This window comes from uncultured Veillonella sp., assembly GCF_963524655.1.
Taxonomy (GTDB): domain Bacteria; phylum Bacillota; class Negativicutes; order Veillonellales; family Veillonellaceae; genus Veillonella.
On sequence record NZ_CAURHA010000027.1, the window covers coordinates 1 to 17952 of the forward strand.

The 17952-nt window shown below is 40.0% G+C and carries 18 protein-coding genes; 16 read left to right on the forward strand and 2 right to left on the reverse strand.

Going from position 1 to position 17952, the window contains the following annotated elements:
- Positions 1-79 precede the first annotated feature (79 nt).
- Both RYM16_RS06265 and RYM16_RS06270 read right to left on the reverse strand, forming a co-directional pair.
- Positions 80-628, reverse strand: coding sequence for a gamma carbonic anhydrase family protein (locus tag RYM16_RS06265; RefSeq protein ID WP_105081050.1), 549 nt, complete (start codon positions 626-628; stop codon positions 80-82).
- A gap of 20 nt (positions 629-648) precedes the next feature.
- On the reverse strand, positions 649-1602 hold the full coding sequence (locus RYM16_RS06270; RefSeq protein WP_314983009.1) for a nitronate monooxygenase: 954 nt from the start codon (positions 1600-1602) through the stop codon (positions 649-651).
- A gap of 561 nt (positions 1603-2163) precedes the next feature.
- Between RYM16_RS06270 and RYM16_RS06275 the strand changes: the two genes are divergently transcribed.
- The 16 genes from RYM16_RS06275 to ftsY all read left to right on the forward strand — a co-directional run bounded on the left by RYM16_RS06275 (position 2164) and on the right by ftsY (position 17892).
- Positions 2164-2298 (forward strand): rubredoxin, encoded by a 135-nt coding sequence (locus RYM16_RS06275; RefSeq protein ID WP_009372088.1) that lies wholly within the window; start codon positions 2164-2166, stop codon positions 2296-2298.
- A gap of 101 nt (positions 2299-2399) precedes the next feature.
- On the forward strand, positions 2400-2912 hold the full coding sequence (locus RYM16_RS06280) for a DUF177 domain-containing protein (RefSeq protein WP_314983011.1): 513 nt from the start codon (positions 2400-2402) through the stop codon (positions 2910-2912).
- Positions 2913-2937: 25 nt separating this feature from the next.
- The gene (gene rpmF, locus RYM16_RS06285) at positions 2938-3114 is read left to right on the forward strand and encodes a 50S ribosomal protein L32 (RefSeq protein ID WP_004693428.1); all 177 of its coding nucleotides are present in this window, start codon (positions 2938-2940) and stop codon (positions 3112-3114) included.
- A 336-nt stretch (positions 3115-3450) separates the two neighbouring features.
- The gene (gene fapR / locus RYM16_RS06290; protein WP_314983013.1) at positions 3451-4011 is read left to right on the forward strand and encodes a transcription factor FapR; all 561 of its coding nucleotides are present in this window, start codon (positions 3451-3453) and stop codon (positions 4009-4011) included.
- A gap of 3 nt (positions 4012-4014) precedes the next feature.
- Positions 4015-5043, forward strand: coding sequence for a phosphate acyltransferase PlsX (gene plsX / locus RYM16_RS06295; protein ID WP_314983015.1), 1029 nt, complete (start codon positions 4015-4017; stop codon positions 5041-5043).
- Entirely contained in the window at positions 5027-6022 is a 996-nt protein-coding gene (locus RYM16_RS06300) for a beta-ketoacyl-ACP synthase III (protein WP_314983016.1), read from the forward strand. The genes plsX and RYM16_RS06300 overlap by 17 nt, the downstream gene beginning before the upstream one ends.
- Positions 6023-6037: 15 nt before the next feature.
- Positions 6038-6982 (forward strand): enoyl-[acyl-carrier-protein] reductase FabK, encoded by a 945-nt coding sequence (gene fabK / locus RYM16_RS06305; RefSeq protein ID WP_314983018.1) that lies wholly within the window; start codon positions 6038-6040, stop codon positions 6980-6982.
- Positions 6983-6992: 10 nt separating this feature from the next.
- Positions 6993-7934, forward strand: a complete 942-nt coding sequence (gene fabD / locus RYM16_RS06310; protein WP_314983020.1) for an ACP S-malonyltransferase — start codon at positions 6993-6995, stop codon at positions 7932-7934.
- Position 7935: 1 nt separating this feature from the next.
- Positions 7936-8679 (forward strand): 3-oxoacyl-[acyl-carrier-protein] reductase, encoded by a 744-nt coding sequence (fabG, locus tag RYM16_RS06315; RefSeq protein WP_314983022.1) that lies wholly within the window; start codon positions 7936-7938, stop codon positions 8677-8679.
- Positions 8680-8730: 51 nt separating this feature from the next.
- Positions 8731-8961 carry an acyl carrier protein gene (locus RYM16_RS06320; RefSeq protein WP_004693441.1) on the forward strand — a complete coding sequence of 77 codons (231 nt, stop codon included), beginning with the start codon at positions 8731-8733 and terminating at the stop codon, positions 8959-8961.
- 77 nt (positions 8962-9038) lie between these two features.
- Positions 9039-9995: a nitronate monooxygenase family protein gene (locus tag RYM16_RS06325; protein WP_009372047.1), complete on the forward strand. Its 957-nt coding sequence runs from the start codon at positions 9039-9041 to the stop codon at positions 9993-9995.
- A 36-nt stretch (positions 9996-10031) separates the two neighbouring features.
- Entirely contained in the window at positions 10032-11276 is a 1245-nt protein-coding gene (gene fabF / locus RYM16_RS06330) for a beta-ketoacyl-ACP synthase II (protein ID WP_105081056.1), read from the forward strand.
- Positions 11276-12016, forward strand: coding sequence for a ribonuclease III (gene rnc / locus RYM16_RS06335; protein ID WP_314983024.1), 741 nt, complete (start codon positions 11276-11278; stop codon positions 12014-12016). The genes fabF and rnc overlap by 1 nt, the downstream gene beginning before the upstream one ends.
- Before the next feature lie 249 nt (positions 12017-12265).
- Positions 12266-13357, forward strand: a complete 1092-nt coding sequence (locus RYM16_RS06340; protein WP_314983026.1) for a radical SAM protein — start codon at positions 12266-12268, stop codon at positions 13355-13357.
- 45 nt (positions 13358-13402) lie between these two features.
- Complete coding sequence (gene smc, locus RYM16_RS06345) at positions 13403-16957, forward strand: chromosome segregation protein SMC (RefSeq protein ID WP_314983027.1); 3555 nt, start codon at positions 13403-13405, stop codon at positions 16955-16957.
- Complete coding sequence (gene ftsY / locus RYM16_RS06350; RefSeq protein ID WP_024066706.1) at positions 16957-17892, forward strand: signal recognition particle-docking protein FtsY; 936 nt, start codon at positions 16957-16959, stop codon at positions 17890-17892. Before smc ends, ftsY begins: the two co-directional genes overlap by 1 nt.
- Positions 17893-17952: the final 60 nt, after the last annotated feature.

Consider the following 17952-nt stretch of genomic DNA (forward strand, 5'->3'; position numbering starts at 1 on the left):
ACTACGGGCTTATAGCCCGTGAGCAAACCACCCGTTTTACGGGTGGTTCTGATTTGTACAATTTTTGTTGTATATGTGATTATACGATTTTAGCGTTTTTATCGTATTCTTCGCCACCTGCATCAGGAAGCATACCGTATTCTACAGTCCACAAGTGTTTATATTTTAACGCTTGATTATGGATACGCTCAATTTGTGTTTCATCTGTGCGAACAACGCGAGCTGGAATCCCAACTACTAGAGAGTTAGGAGGGATGACTGTGTTTTCTTTTAATACAGCACCAGCGGCGATGATGGATCCGGAACCGATATGGCAACCACTCAATACGATGGCACCCATACCAACTAATACATTATCCTCAATTGTGCTGGCATGTACGATTGCACCATGACCAATTGTAACATAATCACCAAGGACACAAGCCTTATCATCATCTACGTGCAAAACAGAGTTGTCTTGTACGTTAGAGTAACGACCTACAATGATTTTATTTACGTCGCCTCGAAGTGCGCAATTTTGCCAGATAGATGCATATTCTTTTAATTCCACATCACCAGCAAGTTCTGCACCAGGCATAACGCAACTTTTAGGATCTAATTTTGGATATTTTCCGTGAAATGGTAACATGAGTACTCCTATATTATTAATTAAACGATTTCAATAAGGCGTTGAGCTTTACGAATAGACATAATAGCTTCATTCATTACAGATTGAACGATAGTATGAGCTGGTTCAATAGCTGTAAGACGATTTAAACCCTGGCCTACTTGTACTGCACCGTTTACAACATCCCCATCAATAGCGGCGCGTTTGTTAGTGCCTTGAGACATTTTAGTGCGTTCTTCCGGTGTAGTAACACCATCAGTTTCAGCAGCTAGATAGCGTGTAGTAAATTCATTTTTTAAGCTACGGACGCCACCGTGACCAGAGAGAAGGCCTGTTACAACAGAATCTGTATCTGTAGCATTGATGATTGCTTCTTTCATGTTTGGATGTGCTTGGCATTCTTCGGCTAACAAGAAACGAGAGCCCATTTGCACGCCTGCTGCACCCATCAATAATGCTGCTGCAAGACCACGGCCATCTACGATAGAGCCAGCCACAACAACAGGGATAGAAATTTCAGGTAAAATATTTTCCATTAAAGACATTGTAGTTTGGCTACCGATGTGTCCACCAGCTTCCATGCCTTCAATAATTATTGCATCAGCACCAGCATCTTGGATGCGTTTTGCAAGTTTCAAAGATGGAACAACAGGAATAACTTTGATGCCTGCATCTTGAAATGGTTTAATATACGGAACAGGGTTACCAGCGCCAAGAGTTACAAAGGCTGGTTTTTCTTCAATGATAATATCTACTAATTCATCCTTATTTGGGGCCATTAACATAAGGTTAACACCGAAAGGCTTATCTGTTAATTCTTTACAAGCACGGATCTCATTGCGTGTCCATTCAGCATCGCGGCCACCAAGAGCAATTACACCAGTAGCACCAGCGTTGGCAACGGCAGCAACTAATTTGTGTTCAGATACCCAAGCCATAGCGCCTTGAATAATAGGGTATTCAATTTGTAAAAGTTGAGTTAAAGCTGTTCTCATACATCCTCCTATGATAACAATGTAATAAACGAATTCTTTATTAAGCTTCAAATAAGAATCTTTTGTTCTTTTATAAGAAACAGAGCTTTAATAAAGTAAAAGTATGTATAAGTATATACTTATATACTAATGTGATTAGGTGTATTTGTTAGAAACTACATAGTCCTATAATAATGTTTATATAGTCATATAAGCTCTTCTATATATAATAGTATAATATATAAATTATGTATACCTTAGATAGATTAATGTAGTTGTTAATTAAATGTATAAGCTTTTACTTTAAGCTCTTATTTTTAATTTAGGAATAGTATCGACTTGAATGTTAAAGGGTGTTAAGGTTATATTGCAAAAGGTCTAATTGATAATACGTTTCAAGTTTTGTAGGTAGGATAAATCCGCATAGTATATATGATTTTTAAATATTAGAAAAATTGAGAAAATAAGAAAATGAGTATTGAAAAGTTTCGATATCTTTGGTATACTACATTACAGATAGAGTATCTAATTTAATTAAAGATAAAATTTAAACAAAATTTTCAAGTGAAGGAGGAAATACACATGGAAAAATACGTATGCGTAGTATGTGGTTGGGTTTATGACGAAGCTGTTGAAGGCGTAAAATTCGAAGATCAACCAGCTGATTATGTTTGCCCACTTTGCGGTGTTGGTAAAGACCAATTCGAAAAAATGTAATTGACTTTCCAAAAAGGCTATCTTGAGTCCACTTAAGATAGTCTTTTTTATTTGACAAAGCACCATGTCATGTTTATAATATTATGAGTCGAGGTAAGATTATGAAACTGCAAGTAGAGCAAGCAAAAGAACATATAGGAAAGAAATTTCCTTATAGCTATACGATACCAACCTCTGAGCTTGGTGACGTAACTGCTTTTCCTTGGAGCCGTCATGATATAACCATTAATGGTGAGTTTTGGTTTGATGGTCAAAATTACATCGTTCAAGGTTCGATAGAGTCTAAAGGTGATTACGATTGTTCTCGTTGTTTAAATTCGACAGAGCATGATCGTAAGGATTCCTTTGAGGAAATCTTTAGTGACCGTCGAGATACTGCGGATGATGTGACTCGTTTCGATGGAGAGGAAATTGACTTAACCGAACTAATTAGGGATACATTAATCATCAATGAGCCCTCTCAAGTGTTATGTCAGGATGATTGCAAAGGATTGTGCGTTCATTGCGGAGCAAATTTAAATGTTTCACCTTGTTCTTGTGAATCCTTTGTGGTGGATCCTCGATTTGCAGAGTTACGTGCTTTGCTTGATGAGAAAGATGATAGATTGTCCTAATGATTGTACTAAGGAGGTGCAGATAATGGCAGTACCTAAACGTAGATTGTCTAAATGCCGTCGCGATCGTCGTCGTGCTAATTGGAAATTAGAAGCTCCTGGTTATGTAGCATGCCCACAATGCCACGAACCTAAGATGCCTCATCGTGTTTGCCCTACATGTGGTCACTATAAAGGTGAGCAAGTAGTAGCTAATGCTTAATATGTGAGCGGATGAAAAGACGCCTACTTCGGTAGGCGTCTTTTTTATATGTTTTTTCATTTTATATTCTTATATAGTTTTTAGTTATATACTTATAACTTTATATGCCACTTAATTAGTAGTAAGTGTCACTATTTTATAGTAAGATTAATCTATAAGGTAGTGGCATTTTTTTATACTTTTATAAATTAAAAGATACTTAAATATAAAATTATAACTATATTTTGTATATGTCATTAAAATTTGTTACTATATGTATGAAAAGCCTTGCCAATAGGGAAATTATTGTATATACTTAGGATGTAATATTAATACTAGGTCATAAAAGGTGGTCCCATGAGTCGGTTAAAGAAGCAAGAGCGCCAAAAGCAGTTACAAGAAAAACTGAATATTACGCCATTTCTTACTGATGAAGAATTGGCAATGCACTTTAGTGTAAGTGTGCCAACTATTCGTCTAGATCGACTAGAGTTGGGAATACCTGAGTTGCGTGAACGTATTCGCGTAATGGCTACAGGTCAATCACAAGAAACAGTAGATCATGTACCGTATGAAGTAGTTGGGGAATTGATTGATGTCACTGAAGGGCAACAAGCATTATCTATGCTACGGACTACGGCTGATATGGAAGATCGATTTGGACATGTAGAGCCACAGTATTTATATGCTCAAGCCAATTCCCTCGCAAAAGTAGTCATGGGGACTACTGTTTGTTCTGCGGAAGTTGGAAATATAAAATATAAGAACCCAGTAGGAGCTGGTACAAATTTGGTGGCAAAAGCAGAAATTGTTCGCCGCCGAGGTAATAAGTTCTTTATTTGGGTTATCATAAGAGATAAAATAAAAGAAGTATTTCGCGCAAAATTTATTATGGAATCCGTAGAGAATAGGGTGTAAATTATGAAAATTGCAATAGACGCCATGGGTGGCGACTTTGCTCCATTGGAGACTGTACTAGGATCCATTGAAGCCGTACGAGCAAATGAACACATTGAAGTGGTGCTCGTCGGCGATGAGCAGCAAATTTTTAACATATTAGAAGCTAATAATGAAGCTAAGAATCCACGTATTTCTGTACATCATGCTAGTGAAGTAATCGGCATGGATGAGCATCCAGGTCAAGCATTGCGCAAGAAAAAAGATGCATCTATCGTAGTAGCCACAGCGCTAGTTCGCGATAATCATTGTGATGCTGTTATTGCTCCTGGTAGCACCGGAGCTGCTGTTGCAGCTGCCTTATTTGGTCTTGGTCGCATTGCGGGGGTAGATCGCCCAGTTATTGCAACACCAATGCCTACAGTAAGTGGTATTACTGTTATGCTGGATTCAGGTGCGAATTCAAACTGCAAACCTAAACATCTTGTACAAGGTGCTTTGATGGGATCTGAATACGCAAAGCTTTTATTAGGTAAAGAAAATCCTTCTGTAGGATTACTCAATATCGGCGAAGAATCCACAAAAGGGAATGATGTTGTTCTAGCTACGTATCCAATCTTGGAACGTATGAAGATTATTAACTTTAAAGGTAACATTGAAGGTCGTGACATTCCAAAAGGGACTGTTGATGTTGTCGTATGTGATGGCTTTGTAGGCAATGTAGTATTGAAATTTGCGGAAGGCTTGGTAACAGGCTTAACACAATTAGTAAAAGATAGCATTATGGCAGGTAGTATTTTTGCCAAGATTGGTGCTATGTTAGTAAAGCCAGCTTTGAAAAAAATGGCTAAACGCTTAGATCACACTGAAAATGGTGGCGCTCCACTCTTAGGTGTTAATGGTTTGTTTATGATTTCTCATGGTAGTTCTAAGGCCAAAGAGATTAAGAGTGCTATCGAAATTGCTGATGATCTAGTAGAGCGTAAAATTATTCAACACATTCGTGATACGATGGAAATTGAAGGAGCCTTAAAGTATGACTATGATGAATAAACCTGTAGGGATCATTGGTACTGGGAGCTTCCTTCCTGACAATGTAGTAACAAACTTTGATCTTGAAAAAATGGTTGATACCAACGACCAATGGATTAGAGAACGTACTGGTATAGAAGAACGACGCATTGCACCGGAAGGTATGAATACATCCTATATGGCAACAGAGGCTGCTAAGAAAGCATTGCAAATGGCTAAGGTCAATGCAGAAGACATCGATATGATTATCTTTGCTACCTTAACACCAGATATGATTATTCCTTCTGCAGCTTGTGTTTTGCAAGCTAATCTAGGGGCTAAAAACGCAGCAGCTTACGATTTACAAGCGGCATGTTCTGGCTTTGTATATGGATTGATTACTGCAGCTAGTTATATTAGCTCTGGTATTTATAAGAAAGTACTCGTTGTGGGGGCAGAAATTCTTTCCCGTCGAGTAAACTGGAATGATCGTGGCACATGTATCCTCTTTGGTGATGGTGCAGGTGCTGCAGTAGTATCTGAAGTACCTGAAGGTTATGGTATTAAAGGTATTGATATGGGCGCCGACGGCACTGGTGGACCAGCACTTTGTATTCCAGCAGGTGGTACTGCTGTGGTAGCTAATGATCAACGTGTAGAAGAAGGTTTAACATTCATTCACATGGATGGCCCTGAAGTATATAAATTTGCTGTTAAAACGATGGGACGCACTGTTTTAAAATCTTTAGAACGAGCTGGTATGGAGCTAAATGAATTAGATTACTTCATCCCTCATCAAGCGAATATTCGAATTATTGATTCGGCAGCAAAACGATTACATCTGCCACTGGAAAAAGTTTTTGTTAATTTACATAAGTATGGTAATACATCTGCCGCGTCTGTAGCGATTGCTCTTGATGAAGCATATCGTGAAGGACATTTCAAACGTGGAGATAATGTTGCGTTTGCAGGATTTGGTGCGGGCCTAACATGGGCAAGCCTAGTCTTGAAATGGTATTAAGGAGGACACATCAAGATGATTAAGACTGACATTTGTGATTTATTGCAGATTGAGTATCCAATCTTACAAGGTGGTATGGCTTGGCTCGGTACTGCAGAATTAGCGGCAGCTGTATCTGAAGCTGGTGGCCTTGGCATCATTGGTGCTGGTCATATGCCTCCTGATATTTTCCGTAATGAAATCCATAAATTGAAAGAGCGCACAAGCAAACCATTTGGTTGTAACATCATGCTTATGTCTCCATTCGTAAAAGAAGTTATGGAAGTAGTAGTGGAAGAACGCGTTCCTGTGATTACTACAGGTGCTGGTAACCCTGGCGTTTACATTCCAGCTTTGAAAGAAATCGGCACTAAAGTAATTCCTGTTGTAGCATCTGTATTGTTGGCAAAACGCTTATTACGTGGTGGCATTGATGCAATCATTGCAGAAGGTACAGAGTCTGGTGGTCACGTAGGCGACATTACAACTATGGCATTGATTCCTCAGGTAGTAGATGCTGTTGATGTTCCAGTAATTGCTGCTGGTGGTATTGCTGATGGTCGCGGTATGGCGGCAGCCTTTGCATTAGGTGCTAAAGCAGTACAAATGGGTACACGCTTCGTATTATCCGAAGAATGTATTGCTCATGAAAATTATAAAAATGCTGTATTGAAAGCAAAAGATCGCGCTACAGTTATGACTGGCTTAACAACAGGTCACCCTGTACGTATTATTGATAATACATTAGCTCATAAATACAAAAACCTTGAATTCAGCGGTGGCTCTAAAGAAGAATTAGAAGCATTAGGCGCAGGCACACTTCGCTTAGCTGCTATTGATGGTGATGTAAAAGAAGGTTCCGTAATGATTGGTCAAATTTCTGGTATGTTAACAGATATTAAACCTTGTGCAACTATCATTAACGATATTATGACTGAAACTGAACGTGTAATTAACAACCTTCAAGGTCTTGTTAAATAAGGAGGCCCTAATGAAAACGGCATTTGTTTTTCCTGGTCAAGGTTCCCAAAAAGTAGGCATGTTACAAGATTTGTACAATGCGTATCCTATTGTGAAACAACGTTTTGAAGAAGCTGACGAAGCTCTTGGTTACTCTATTACTAAGTTATGTTTCGAAGGTCCTGACACAGAGCTTGTTAAAACAGCAAACACACAACCTGCTATTTTGACAGCCTCCGTAGCTTGTTATGAAGTTCTTAAAGAGCAAGGTTTTACACCTGATATCGTAGGTGGCCATAGCCTTGGCGAGTACAGTGCTCTTGTAGCAGCTGGCGTATTGAACTTTAAAGATGCAGTATATGTGGTGCATAAGCGCGGTCAGTATATGCAAGAAGCTGTGCCATTGGGTAAAGGCGCTATGGCGGCTATCTTAGCATTACCTCGTGAACAAGTTGTACAAATTTGTGATGAAGTAAGTGCATCTGTAGGCTCTGTACAAGCAGTTAACTTTAACTGTCCAGGTCAAATCGTAATTGCCGGTGAAACTGCAGCAGTGGAAACAGCAGCTGAAAAAATGAAAGAAGCTGGCGCGAAACGCGCCGTAATGCTTCCTGTAAGTGCTCCATTCCATAGCCGTTTGATGGAACCTGCAGCTGTTCGCTTGAAAGAAGAGTTAGATAAAATTCAAGTGAGCGATGCTCAAATTCCTGTAGTAGCAAATGTTACAGGCAAAATTTTGACTAATGCAAACGACATTAAAGAATCCTTAGTTACTCAAGCAGCTAACCCTGTATTATGGGAAGACTGCGTAGCTGAAATGGTAAACTTTGGTGTTACTAGCTTCGTTGAAGTTGGTCCTGGTAAAGTGCTTACAGGCTTTACTAAAAAGATCAATAAAGATATGGAATTAGCCAATGTTGAAGACATTGCATCCTTAGAGAAAACGCTTGAATTTTTGAAAGGGGTTCGATAAAATGCATTTAGAGGGTAAAGTAGCCATTGTAACTGGCGCATCCCGTGGCATTGGTCGCGCTGTAGCCATCCATTTAGCACAATCTGGTGCTGATGTTGTAGTTAACTATAGCGGTAGCGAAGGTGCAGCTCAAGAAACTGTTGAAGCTGTACAAGCATTAGGCCGTAAAGCCATTAAAATTAAAGCCAATGTAGCTAATGCTGATGAAGTTGCTTCCATGGTGGAAGAAGCTCATAAAGAATTTGGCCACATTGACATTCTCGTAAACAATGCGGGTATTACGCGTGACGGTTTGTTAATGCGTATGAAAGATGAAGATTTTGATGCTGTTATCGATATCAACCTTAAAGGTGTATACTTGGTAACTAAAGCGGTATCCAAAATCATGATGAAACAACGTTCTGGTCATATTATCAACATGACATCTGTTGTAGGTGTTATGGGTAATGCTGGTCAAACTAACTACGCTGCTTCTAAAGCAGGTGTAATTGGTTTTACTAAATCCTGTGCTAAGGAATTAGCAAGCCGTGGTATTACAGTTAATGCGATTGCACCAGGTTTTATCAACACTGATATGACTGATGTATTACCAGAAAAAGTTAAAGAAGCTATGGTTACTGAAATTCCATTGGGCCGTATGGCTGATGCAGAAGAAGTAGCAACTGTAGTAACATTCCTTGCTAGCGATTTTGCTAATTATATTACTGGCCAAGTTATCAATGTAGATGGCGGCATGGTAATGTAGTTGTAAAATTAGACTATATACAAATACACTTTGAAAGGAGGTGAACCACCAATGAACACTTTCGATAAAGTAAAAGCAATCGTTGTGGAACAATTAGGCGTTGATGAAGCTGAAGTTACCATTGATTCTACATTCATCGACGACTTAGGCGCTGACTCCTTAGATATCGTTGAATTGATCATGGCATTCGAAGAAGAATTCAATGTTGAAATTCCTGACGACGTTGCAGAAAAAATTAAAACCGTTAAGGATACAGTAGAATATATTGATTCTGCTAAATAAGCTGTAAAGCTGACAATTCAGCCGAACGGGAGGCCGAGTGGCCTCCCCACCGGTTTTATTTACAGGAGGATTTGATAGTGAAGCTCCCTGAACTTCGCATTGGGAATCTAGTGGCCAAAGTACCTATCATTCAAGGTGGTATGGCGATTAGATTGTCTACAGCTCGCTTGGCAGCAGCCGTTGCAAATGAAGGTGGTATCGGCCTTATTGCGGCATCCGGTTTGCCTTTTGATGAATTACGATACGAAATACAATTAGCTAGAAAATTATCACCTACGGGTATTATTGGTATAAATGCGATGGTAGCGGCAACTCAATTTGCTGGTCTAGTAAAAACTGCCATCGAAGAGGGCATTGATCTTGTAGTAGCAGGTGCTGGTTTCTCAAGAGATATGTTCGCAATGGGCAAAGAGTCTGGTACTCCAATTGTACCAATCGTTTCGTCCGCAAAATTAGCTCGCATTTCTGAAGGTTTAGGTGCCGCAGCAGTAATTGTAGAAGGCTGCGAGGCTGGTGGTCACTTGGGTACGGATCGTTCCGCTCGAGACATCGTTCCAGAAGTTGTGGCAGCTGTTAAAAACATTCCAGTAATTGGTGCTGGTGGTGTTCTTGATGGCCGTGATATCGTAGAAATGTTGAAATTAGGTGCTAGTGGCGTTCAAATGGGCAGCCGTTTTGCGGCTTCTGATGAATGTAATGCATCTGATGAATTGAAAAAAATGTATGTACGGGCTACAAACCCTGAGGACATCGTATTAATTCAAAGTCCTGTAGGTTTGCCTGGTCAAGCAATTAAAAACAAATTTGCTGAATCTGTATTAGACGGTACTGTAGCACCTCCAACGGTGTGTGATAACTGTTTAAAACATTGTTCCCATAAATTCTGTATCATCCGCGCTCTTTCTCGTGCACAACAAGGTGATGTGGAAACTGGTTTGGTGTTCTCTGGCAATAATATGAGAAAAGTCGACAAGATTATGCCAGTTAAAGATATCTTTGCTCAACTAAAACAGCAAGTAGCAGAGATAGATTAATTTAAAAGGGCTGTATAGCTATAAGAGGTGGAATAATTGGAAAAACGTGTAGTAATTACTGGCTTAGGGGCAGTGACTCCTGTAGGTATCGGTAAAGAGAACTTCTACAATGCGTTATTGGCAGGTCAATCTGGTATTGGGCCGATTACACGCTTTGACGCATCTGAGTATGCAACACGCATTGCAGGCGAAGTAAAAGATTTTGATATTACAAACTATGGCGTTGACAAAAAAGAAGCTCGTCGTATGGACCGTTCTGTAGAATTGGCTATCGGTGCAGCTGTTCTTGCTTGTGAAGATGCTGATCTTGACTTGGATAAAGCTGATTTAGACCGTTGTGGTACTGTAGTTGGTACTGGTATCGGCGGTATTGACTCTATCCATGAAGTATATGAAACATTATTCGAAAAAGGTCCTGGCCGCGTAAGTCCATTTGCAGTACCTATGATGATTGCCAACATGACATCTGCACGCGTATCCATTCGCCTTGGTCTTAAAGGTCCTGTTATTACAGACGTAACAGCTTGTACTTCTGGTACAAACGCTATTGGCGACGCATTCCGTATCATTCAACGTGGTGATGCTGATGTAATGTTCGCTGGTGGTACTGAAGCGGCTGTATCCCCAGCTGCGGTAGCTGGTTTCGCAGCTATGAAAGCTATGTCTACACGCAATGACGAACCAACAAAAGCATCCCGTCCATTTGACCGTGATCGCGATGGTTTCGTAATGGGTGAAGGCTCAGGTATCGTAGTTCTTGAAGAATTAGAACATGCTAAAGCTCGTGGTGCTCATATCTACGCTGAAGTAGTAGGTTATGGCACTAATGGTGATGCTTACCACATCACTGCACCAGCTCCAGGTGGTGTTCAAGCTCGTAAATGTATGGAATTAGCAATTAAAGATGCAGGTATCGATCCTAAAGACGTTAACTACATCAATGCTCATGGTACATCTACTGGCCTTAATGACCAAAATGAAACATTAGCTATTAAAGAATTGTTCGGCGATCATGCTAAAAATATCGCTGTTAACTCTACAAAATCCATGACAGGTCACTTGTTAGGTGCTGCTGGTGCTATCGAAACTATCGTTATGGCGATGGCTATCGAAACTGGTAAAGTTCACCCTACAATTAACTGTGACAATCCTGATGAAGGTTTGGATCTAGACTATGTTCGTGAAGGCGCACGTGACTTAGAAGTTAAATGTGCACTTTCCAACTCTTTCGGTTTTGGTGGTCATAACGGTACACTTTGCATTCGCCGTTATGAAGCTTAATGGTTGCTATCGAAGCGCATAAGAGTAAGATGACACAAGCTCGTGAAGAATCTCTTCATGAGCTTGTTGCTCGTTTAGACATACCTGTGTCAGATATATCCATTATAGATTGTGCTTTTACACATACATCTTATGCGAATGAACATAAATCAAAGCATATCCATCACAATCAACGATTAGAGTTTTTAGGCGATGCTGTACTGGATCTCATCATTGGTGAGTACTTATTTAAGAATTATCCAGACATGGCTGAAGGTAACTTGACGAAGATTAAGGCTGCTACAGTATGTGAGGATTCCCTAGCATCCGTAAGTCGTTCTTTACAATTGGGGCAATATTTATTGCTTGGTCATGGTGAACGCGCTTCCGGTGGTAATGATCGTAACTCTATACTAGCTGATACCTTTGAGTCTCTCATTGGCGCTATTTATATTTCTACAGATTACCAAACAGCAATGACCTTCGTTTTAAAACATTTAACAACTTATACCAAGCAAGCCTTAGAAGGTAAGCGGGGCAAAGATTATAAGACATTATTACAAGAATACGTGCAACGGAATGGTGATAAGCATATCGTTTACCGTTTGCTCAGTGAAAGTGGTCCCGACCATGCTAAGACCTTCCATATGGTAGTCGAAATTAATGGTGTTACTTACGAGGCCGGCTCTGGTAAAAGTAAAAAAATTGCAGAACAACATGCGGCTCAATTAACTTTAGAAAAGTTGATGGCTGACAAATAGAAAAGCGCCTAATGGCGCTTTTTTCTGTATAATAGTAGATGAGTGATAAGCTATATAACAGTATGTGAGTAATGATATATATAACAGTATGTGAGTAATGATATATATAACAGTATGTGAGTAATGATATATATAACAGCATGTAATGATATATACCAGCATATAAGTAATGTTCTATATAGCAATAAGTGATTAATGATTTATACAATAGTATGTGAGTAATATTTTTTATAAGAAGGGGAGGTGTCTATGAAACCATTTGGTATGATTCCTTTTTTTATACCTCACGTAGGTTGTCCCTATGTGTGTACCTTTTGTAATCAGTCTCGTATTACGGGCCAATCTGGTATTAGTCACCTAACACCGGATTATATAAAAGAAACGATTACAGAGTATGTAGGTAGTAAACGGAACGATAAGTTTTGGGAGGTTGCCTTTTATGGTGGATCATTTACAGCTATCCATACAGATCTACAACACCAATTATTAGCTCCTGCTTCTGAGATGCTTAAGAGTGGCATAATTGATGGTATACGCTGTTCTACACGGCCTGATGCTGTTAGTGACGAAGCTATTACGTTGTTACAGTCTTACGGCGTAAAAACAGTAGAACTTGGTGTACAGTCCATGAATGATAGTATTTTAGCCGACGCTAAGCGCGGTCACACCGCAGAAGAGGTAGTAGAGGCTGTGGCAAGATTAAAACAACGTGGTATGACTGTAGGTGTTCAACTTTTACCAGGACTAAAAGGTGAAACGTGGGAAACCATTTTGGAAACGGCTGTTGCTATAGTTAAACTAAAACCAGATTTTATACGAATTTATCCTGTTCTTGTTATAGAAAATACGGAACTGGCAGATCAATATAGAGCTGGTGAATACGAGCCATTGAGTACTGAGCAGGCTATAAAATATTGTGCGTTCCTAAAAGAATGGTTTGAACGACATACTATTGAAGTTATACGTACAGGATTACAAAGCACGGAAGAATTAGACTCAGGAAATAGTTTAGTAGCAGGTCCTTATGAGCCAGCCATGGGTGAGCTCGTTGTAAATGAACAGTATAAACAATGCCTAGAACGCTGTATTAATGAACATATAGAATCTTCTATTGGTGAGGGGATATCACAGCGGAATGTATGGGGACAACTAAATACTTTTACAGCTCTAAATATAAGTATTTTCTATCCCCGTAGCTTAACATCTAAGGTACGAGGCCTTAAAAATCGGAATGTTTTATACTTCAAAGATTTATATCCTCAATGTAACATCCATTGGTATGAAGATTGTACGAGAAATACTGTTCGCTGCGGTATTGATGGCCTACAATATGTGTTATAATAAAAGATATGATTATTTGGGGTTGTTAGTAGAAAGGAGGCAGTCATGCAATTACTTCGGTTGGAATTAAAGGGCTTTAAATCGTTTGCAGATAAGACGGTTGTAAAATTCTCACCAGGAATGACTGCCGTTATTGGACCTAACGGAAGTGGTAAAAGTAATATTACGGATGCTATGAAATGGGTTTTAGGGGAATCCAACGTTCGTAATTTACGTGGGCAAAAAGCAGAGGATATTATCTTCTCTGGTACGGAAAAGCGCAAGCCTATGAGTGCTGCAGAAGTTACGCTTGTATTTGATAATAGTGACCATCAACTAGATGTAGATATGGCAGAAGTGGCTATTACACGTCGTATTTATCGTACTGGTGAAAGCGAATTCCTTATCAATAAACGCTCTTGTCGTTTAAAGGATATTCATCTTTTACTAGCCGATACAGGTCTCGGTAGAGATTCTATGGCTATTATCGGTCAGAACCGCATTGATGCTATCTTAAACTCTAAGCCTGAAGAACGTCGCCTTATCTTTGAAGATGTAGCTGGTATTTCTCGCTTTAAGATCAATAAAGAGGATGCATTGCGTCGTATTGCTAGTACAGATCGAAATATGGAACGTGTACGAGACGTAATGGCAACCATCGAAGAGCAGCTAGGACCATTGTCTGAAAAAGCGGAAAAGACTAAAAAATATATGTCTTTAAGCCGTACTAAACGCGATTATGATGGTGCACTTGCTTTTCACAATTATAAGACCTCTGATCGTTTATTAACGCGTTTTGAAAATGATAATATCGCCTTTAAAGACGAAGAGATTGAGCTTCAAACAGAATTGTCTAAATTGGAAGCTCGTCGTCATACATTACAATCTTCATCCACAAAAGAGCAAGAACAGCTCAAGTTGTGGGAAGCTCAATATACAGAAAAGCAGCGTGATGAAGAGCGTTTAGCCGGTCATTTACGTCTCTTAGATGAGCAATTAAAAACAGCTCGTCGCGAATTAGATGAAACATCTATGCGTATTAGCGAATTGGAAGCTACACAAAAAGGCGAAGAGCAACAATTACGCATTTTAAATCAATTGATTCAAGATGAAAGTGCTCAACTAGTAGAGAAAGAATCTAAACTAGCAGAGTTAGAGGCTAACTATAAAAAAGCTGTTGAAGATGTCGGTGCTGAGCAAGCAAAGTTCCAATCCTTACAATCTAATCGTGAGGCCTTTGAGCAACGCCAATTAGAGGTTGTCAGTGCCATCGAAACGGCAAAGGCTAGCATTCGTAGCTTAGAAGCACGTAAGGTAGAGTCTACAAAACAATGTGACGTTTTAAAGGCTGAAATAGCTCAAGTAGACAGTGAACTACAAGCAGCACGCGCTGAATATGAAGCATTAGGACAAAAGTTTAATGCTATTTCTGCACAACGACAAGCCCTCGTTGATGGCGGCAAAGAAGCAGTTATACAAGCTCGTGAGGAACGCAAAGAGTTACAAAAACTTCGTACCCAAGAACAACGTGTTAAAGGCCGTTTAGAGCTCTTAGCCCAATGGGAAGAACAACATGAAGGCTATTTAGAAGGTACTAAGAATATCCTAAATGGAAAAGGCTCTTGGCGCGAACAGATTACAGGAGCCGTAGGGGATCTCTTTACGGTAGAAGATAAATATACTACGGCTATTGAAACGGCATTAGGTGGTAGTGTCAACCACGTTGTGACTACTACAGCTCGCGCAGCAGCTGAGGGTGTAAATTACTTGAAATCTATTCAAGGTGGTCGCGTAACCTTCTTGCCGATGGATTTTGTAAAAGGAAAACCTTATGATACACCGGCTTTACAGGAAAGCTGTGTCATTGGTACAGCTGTTGACTGTATCTCCTTTGATAATAAGTACGCCCATATTTTCCAATATTTATTGGGCCGTACCTTAGTAGTATCCTCCATGGATGATGCTATTGCATTACAGAAAAAATACAATCAACAATTGCGCATCGTTACCCTTACGGGTGAACAGTTCCAACCGGGTGGCTCTTTAACGGGTGGTGCTACGAAGCGGAAGCGTGCCTCTGTATTGAGCCGTAAGGAAGAGGCGGCTAGCCTTGAACAAGAGCTCTTGCAAATTGAAGAACAAATTCGTTCCTTAACAGCTAGCTTGGAAAACCTTGAAAAACGGGTGGAAGAAGCTGAAAAAGAACGAGCTACCCTTGATGAAAGCTACCAGCATACGAACTTACTGTATGTGGCTAGCGAAACAAAGGTACAAAATATACAAAATCAAATGGATCGTAAAAAACGTGTTCTTTCTGAAGAAGAACAACGATTAGTACAGATCGATATTGATTTAGCTACTACAATGGCTAACTTGAAAGACCAAGAAACATCATTGGCTTCTTTGCAAGAAGACCACGGTGTAGATGGTAATCAAGGGGCTTTGATGGAGCGTTTAACTGTATTACAAAAGGTACAGCAAGAGGCCTATGAAGCTTTCACAGAAGCTCGCCTCACTTGTGATACACTGAGACAAACTATTAAGGAACGTGAAACGCAGCGGGAACAACGCAATCAATCTATTGCTAGTATTGTAGAGCGCTTAACACCGTTACGTAATTTGCTAATTAGCACTACACAACGCTATGAAGAGGAATTACCGAAGGCTAAAGAGCTAGCAGACCAAGAACTATCTGCAGTTAAAGCAGATGTTGAACGTCTACGTGCCCTACGCGATGAAGCTTATGATAAAACATCTACAGGTCGTGAGGAATTGGAAGCCATCCTTAGCGAGCAAGACCGTTTGAACCAACGCTATAAAGTGGTACAAGGGCGTCTCGTTGATATGGAAGGTAAGATTACTCGTCATCGTATGGATTGTGAACGCTTTGTAGAAGAGTTACAAGAGCTAGGCTTTACATTGGAAGATGCACAAGCCCTTCGTATTGAAGGCTCTGTCAGCGATTGGAAGGACGAACAAGCTCGTTTGATGGCTGAAATTGCTGAGCTTGGTCCCGTTAATCCAAACGCCGTTGAGGAATACGAAGAAACTAAAGAACGCTATGATTTCTTAACTACACAATTGGCGGATTTAGATACGGCGAAGGAGCAATTGCAAGCGGTTATTGCTGAAATGGATAAGGCTATGAGTACACAGCTATACGATGTATTAGATGTGGTTGGTCGCAGATTCCAAGAGGTATTTAGCCAATTATTTGGTGGTGGTACTGCCCAAATTGTACTGACAGATCCAGATAATATTTTGACCGGTGGCATTGACTTTTACATTCAGCCACCAGGAAAGAAACGTCAACAATTGACCTTACTATCTGGTGGTGAACGGGCATTAACGGTTATTGCTTTACTGTTCTCGTTCCTTGATTATCGTCCAGCCCCATTCTGTGTGCTTGACGAAGTTGACGCAGCCCTTGATGAAGCTAATGTCGAAAGATTTAGCTCTTACTTAAATCGAGTAAATAAAGAAACACAATTTATCGTTGTATCGCACCGTAAAAAAACGATGGAAGCTGCCGAAGTATTACAAGGGGTGACCATGGTTGAACGGGGCGTATCGCGATTATTAACAGTAGCATTTGAAGATGTGAAGGAGGATCTTGCATAATGGCATTCGGATTCTTTAATAAAATTAAAGAGGGCTTAGAAAAAACTCGTAAGTCCTTTGTAAAAAATGTAGAGACAGTTATCATTGGTTATGCAGAAATTGATGATGATTTCTTAGATGATTTAGAAGCAGTTATGCTTACTAGTGACCTCGGTCCTAAGACGACAGAATATTTGATGAAAGAAATTCGTCGTGGTGTAACAGAAGGTATTATCAACAATACTGGTGATGTAATGCCATTTATGGAAGACCGCATTACAGAAATGCTCGTAGACCAAGAGGATGAAATTACACTTCACCATCCAGAGGTTATCCTTGTTGTGGGTGTAAACGGCGTTGGTAAAACTACGACGATCGCTAAATTGGCTAACTACTATACTAAAGAAGGTAAAAAGGTTATCATCGCTGCAGGTGATACATTCCGTGCCGCTGCAGCTGACCAATTATCTATTTGGGCGGATCGCGTAGGTGTGCCTATCGTTAAACATAAAGAGGGCGCTGATCCAGCAGCCGTTGTATACGATGCTATGGAAGCGGCAAAAGCTCGTAATGCAGACCTTGTTATCGTCGATACTGCAGGTCGTCTACACACTAAAGTTAATCTTATGGAAGAACTTAAGAAGATGGGCCGCGTAGCTAATAACCACGTAGAAGGGGCACCGCATCAAACATTGCTCGTTCTCGATGGTACTACAGGTCAAAATGCTGTAAGCCAAGCTAAATTATTTGGTCAAGCCGTACCAGTAAATGGTATTGTGGTGACTAAACTTGATGGTACAGCAAAGGGTGGCGTAGTTATCTCTATTAAAGAGGAACTAGGCGTACCAGTGCGCTGGATTGGCGTTGGCGAAGGCATGGATGACTTACGTCCATTTAATGCGAAAGAATTTGCTAATGCACTATTTAATAAAGGAATGATTCAAGGTGACAAATAAATATAACCGGGAATTCTTACTTGAATATGTAGAATCTGAAAATAAAAAAAATGAATGTAA

Bases quoted from the DNA above. Each gene is read 5' to 3' on its own strand.
- RYM16_RS06280 (WP_314983011.1), top strand. From the start codon at position 2,400: ATGAAACTGCAAGTAGAGCAAGCAAAAGAACATATAGGAAAGAAATTT.
- plsX (WP_314983015.1), top strand. From the start codon at position 4,015: ATGAAAATTGCAATAGACGCCATGGGTGGCGACTTTGCTCCATTGGAG.
- fabK (WP_314983018.1), top strand. From the start codon at position 6,038: ATGATTAAGACTGACATTTGTGATTTATTGCAGATTGAGTATCCAATC.
- RYM16_RS06265 (WP_105081050.1), bottom strand. From the start codon at position 628: ATGTTACCATTTCACGGAAAATATCCAAAATTAGATCCTAAAAGTTGC.
- rpmF (WP_004693428.1), top strand. From the start codon at position 2,938: ATGGCAGTACCTAAACGTAGATTGTCTAAATGCCGTCGCGATCGTCGT.
- smc (WP_314983027.1), top strand. From the start codon at position 13,403: ATGCAATTACTTCGGTTGGAATTAAAGGGCTTTAAATCGTTTGCAGAT.
- RYM16_RS06340 (WP_314983026.1), top strand. From the start codon at position 12,266: ATGAAACCATTTGGTATGATTCCTTTTTTTATACCTCACGTAGGTTGT.
- RYM16_RS06275 (WP_009372088.1), top strand. From the start codon at position 2,164: ATGGAAAAATACGTATGCGTAGTATGTGGTTGGGTTTATGACGAAGCT.
- RYM16_RS06300 (WP_314983016.1), top strand. From the start codon at position 5,027: ATGACTATGATGAATAAACCTGTAGGGATCATTGGTACTGGGAGCTTC.
- fapR (WP_314983013.1), top strand. From the start codon at position 3,451: ATGAGTCGGTTAAAGAAGCAAGAGCGCCAAAAGCAGTTACAAGAAAAA.
- RYM16_RS06270 (WP_314983009.1), bottom strand. From the start codon at position 1,602: ATGAGAACAGCTTTAACTCAACTTTTACAAATTGAATACCCTATTATT.
- RYM16_RS06320 (WP_004693441.1), top strand. From the start codon at position 8,731: ATGAACACTTTCGATAAAGTAAAAGCAATCGTTGTGGAACAATTAGGC.
- fabG (WP_314983022.1), top strand. From the start codon at position 7,936: ATGCATTTAGAGGGTAAAGTAGCCATTGTAACTGGCGCATCCCGTGGC.
- rnc (WP_314983024.1), top strand. From the start codon at position 11,276: ATGGTTGCTATCGAAGCGCATAAGAGTAAGATGACACAAGCTCGTGAA.
- ftsY (WP_024066706.1), top strand. From the start codon at position 16,957: ATGGCATTCGGATTCTTTAATAAAATTAAAGAGGGCTTAGAAAAAACT.
- fabD (WP_314983020.1), top strand. From the start codon at position 6,993: ATGAAAACGGCATTTGTTTTTCCTGGTCAAGGTTCCCAAAAAGTAGGC.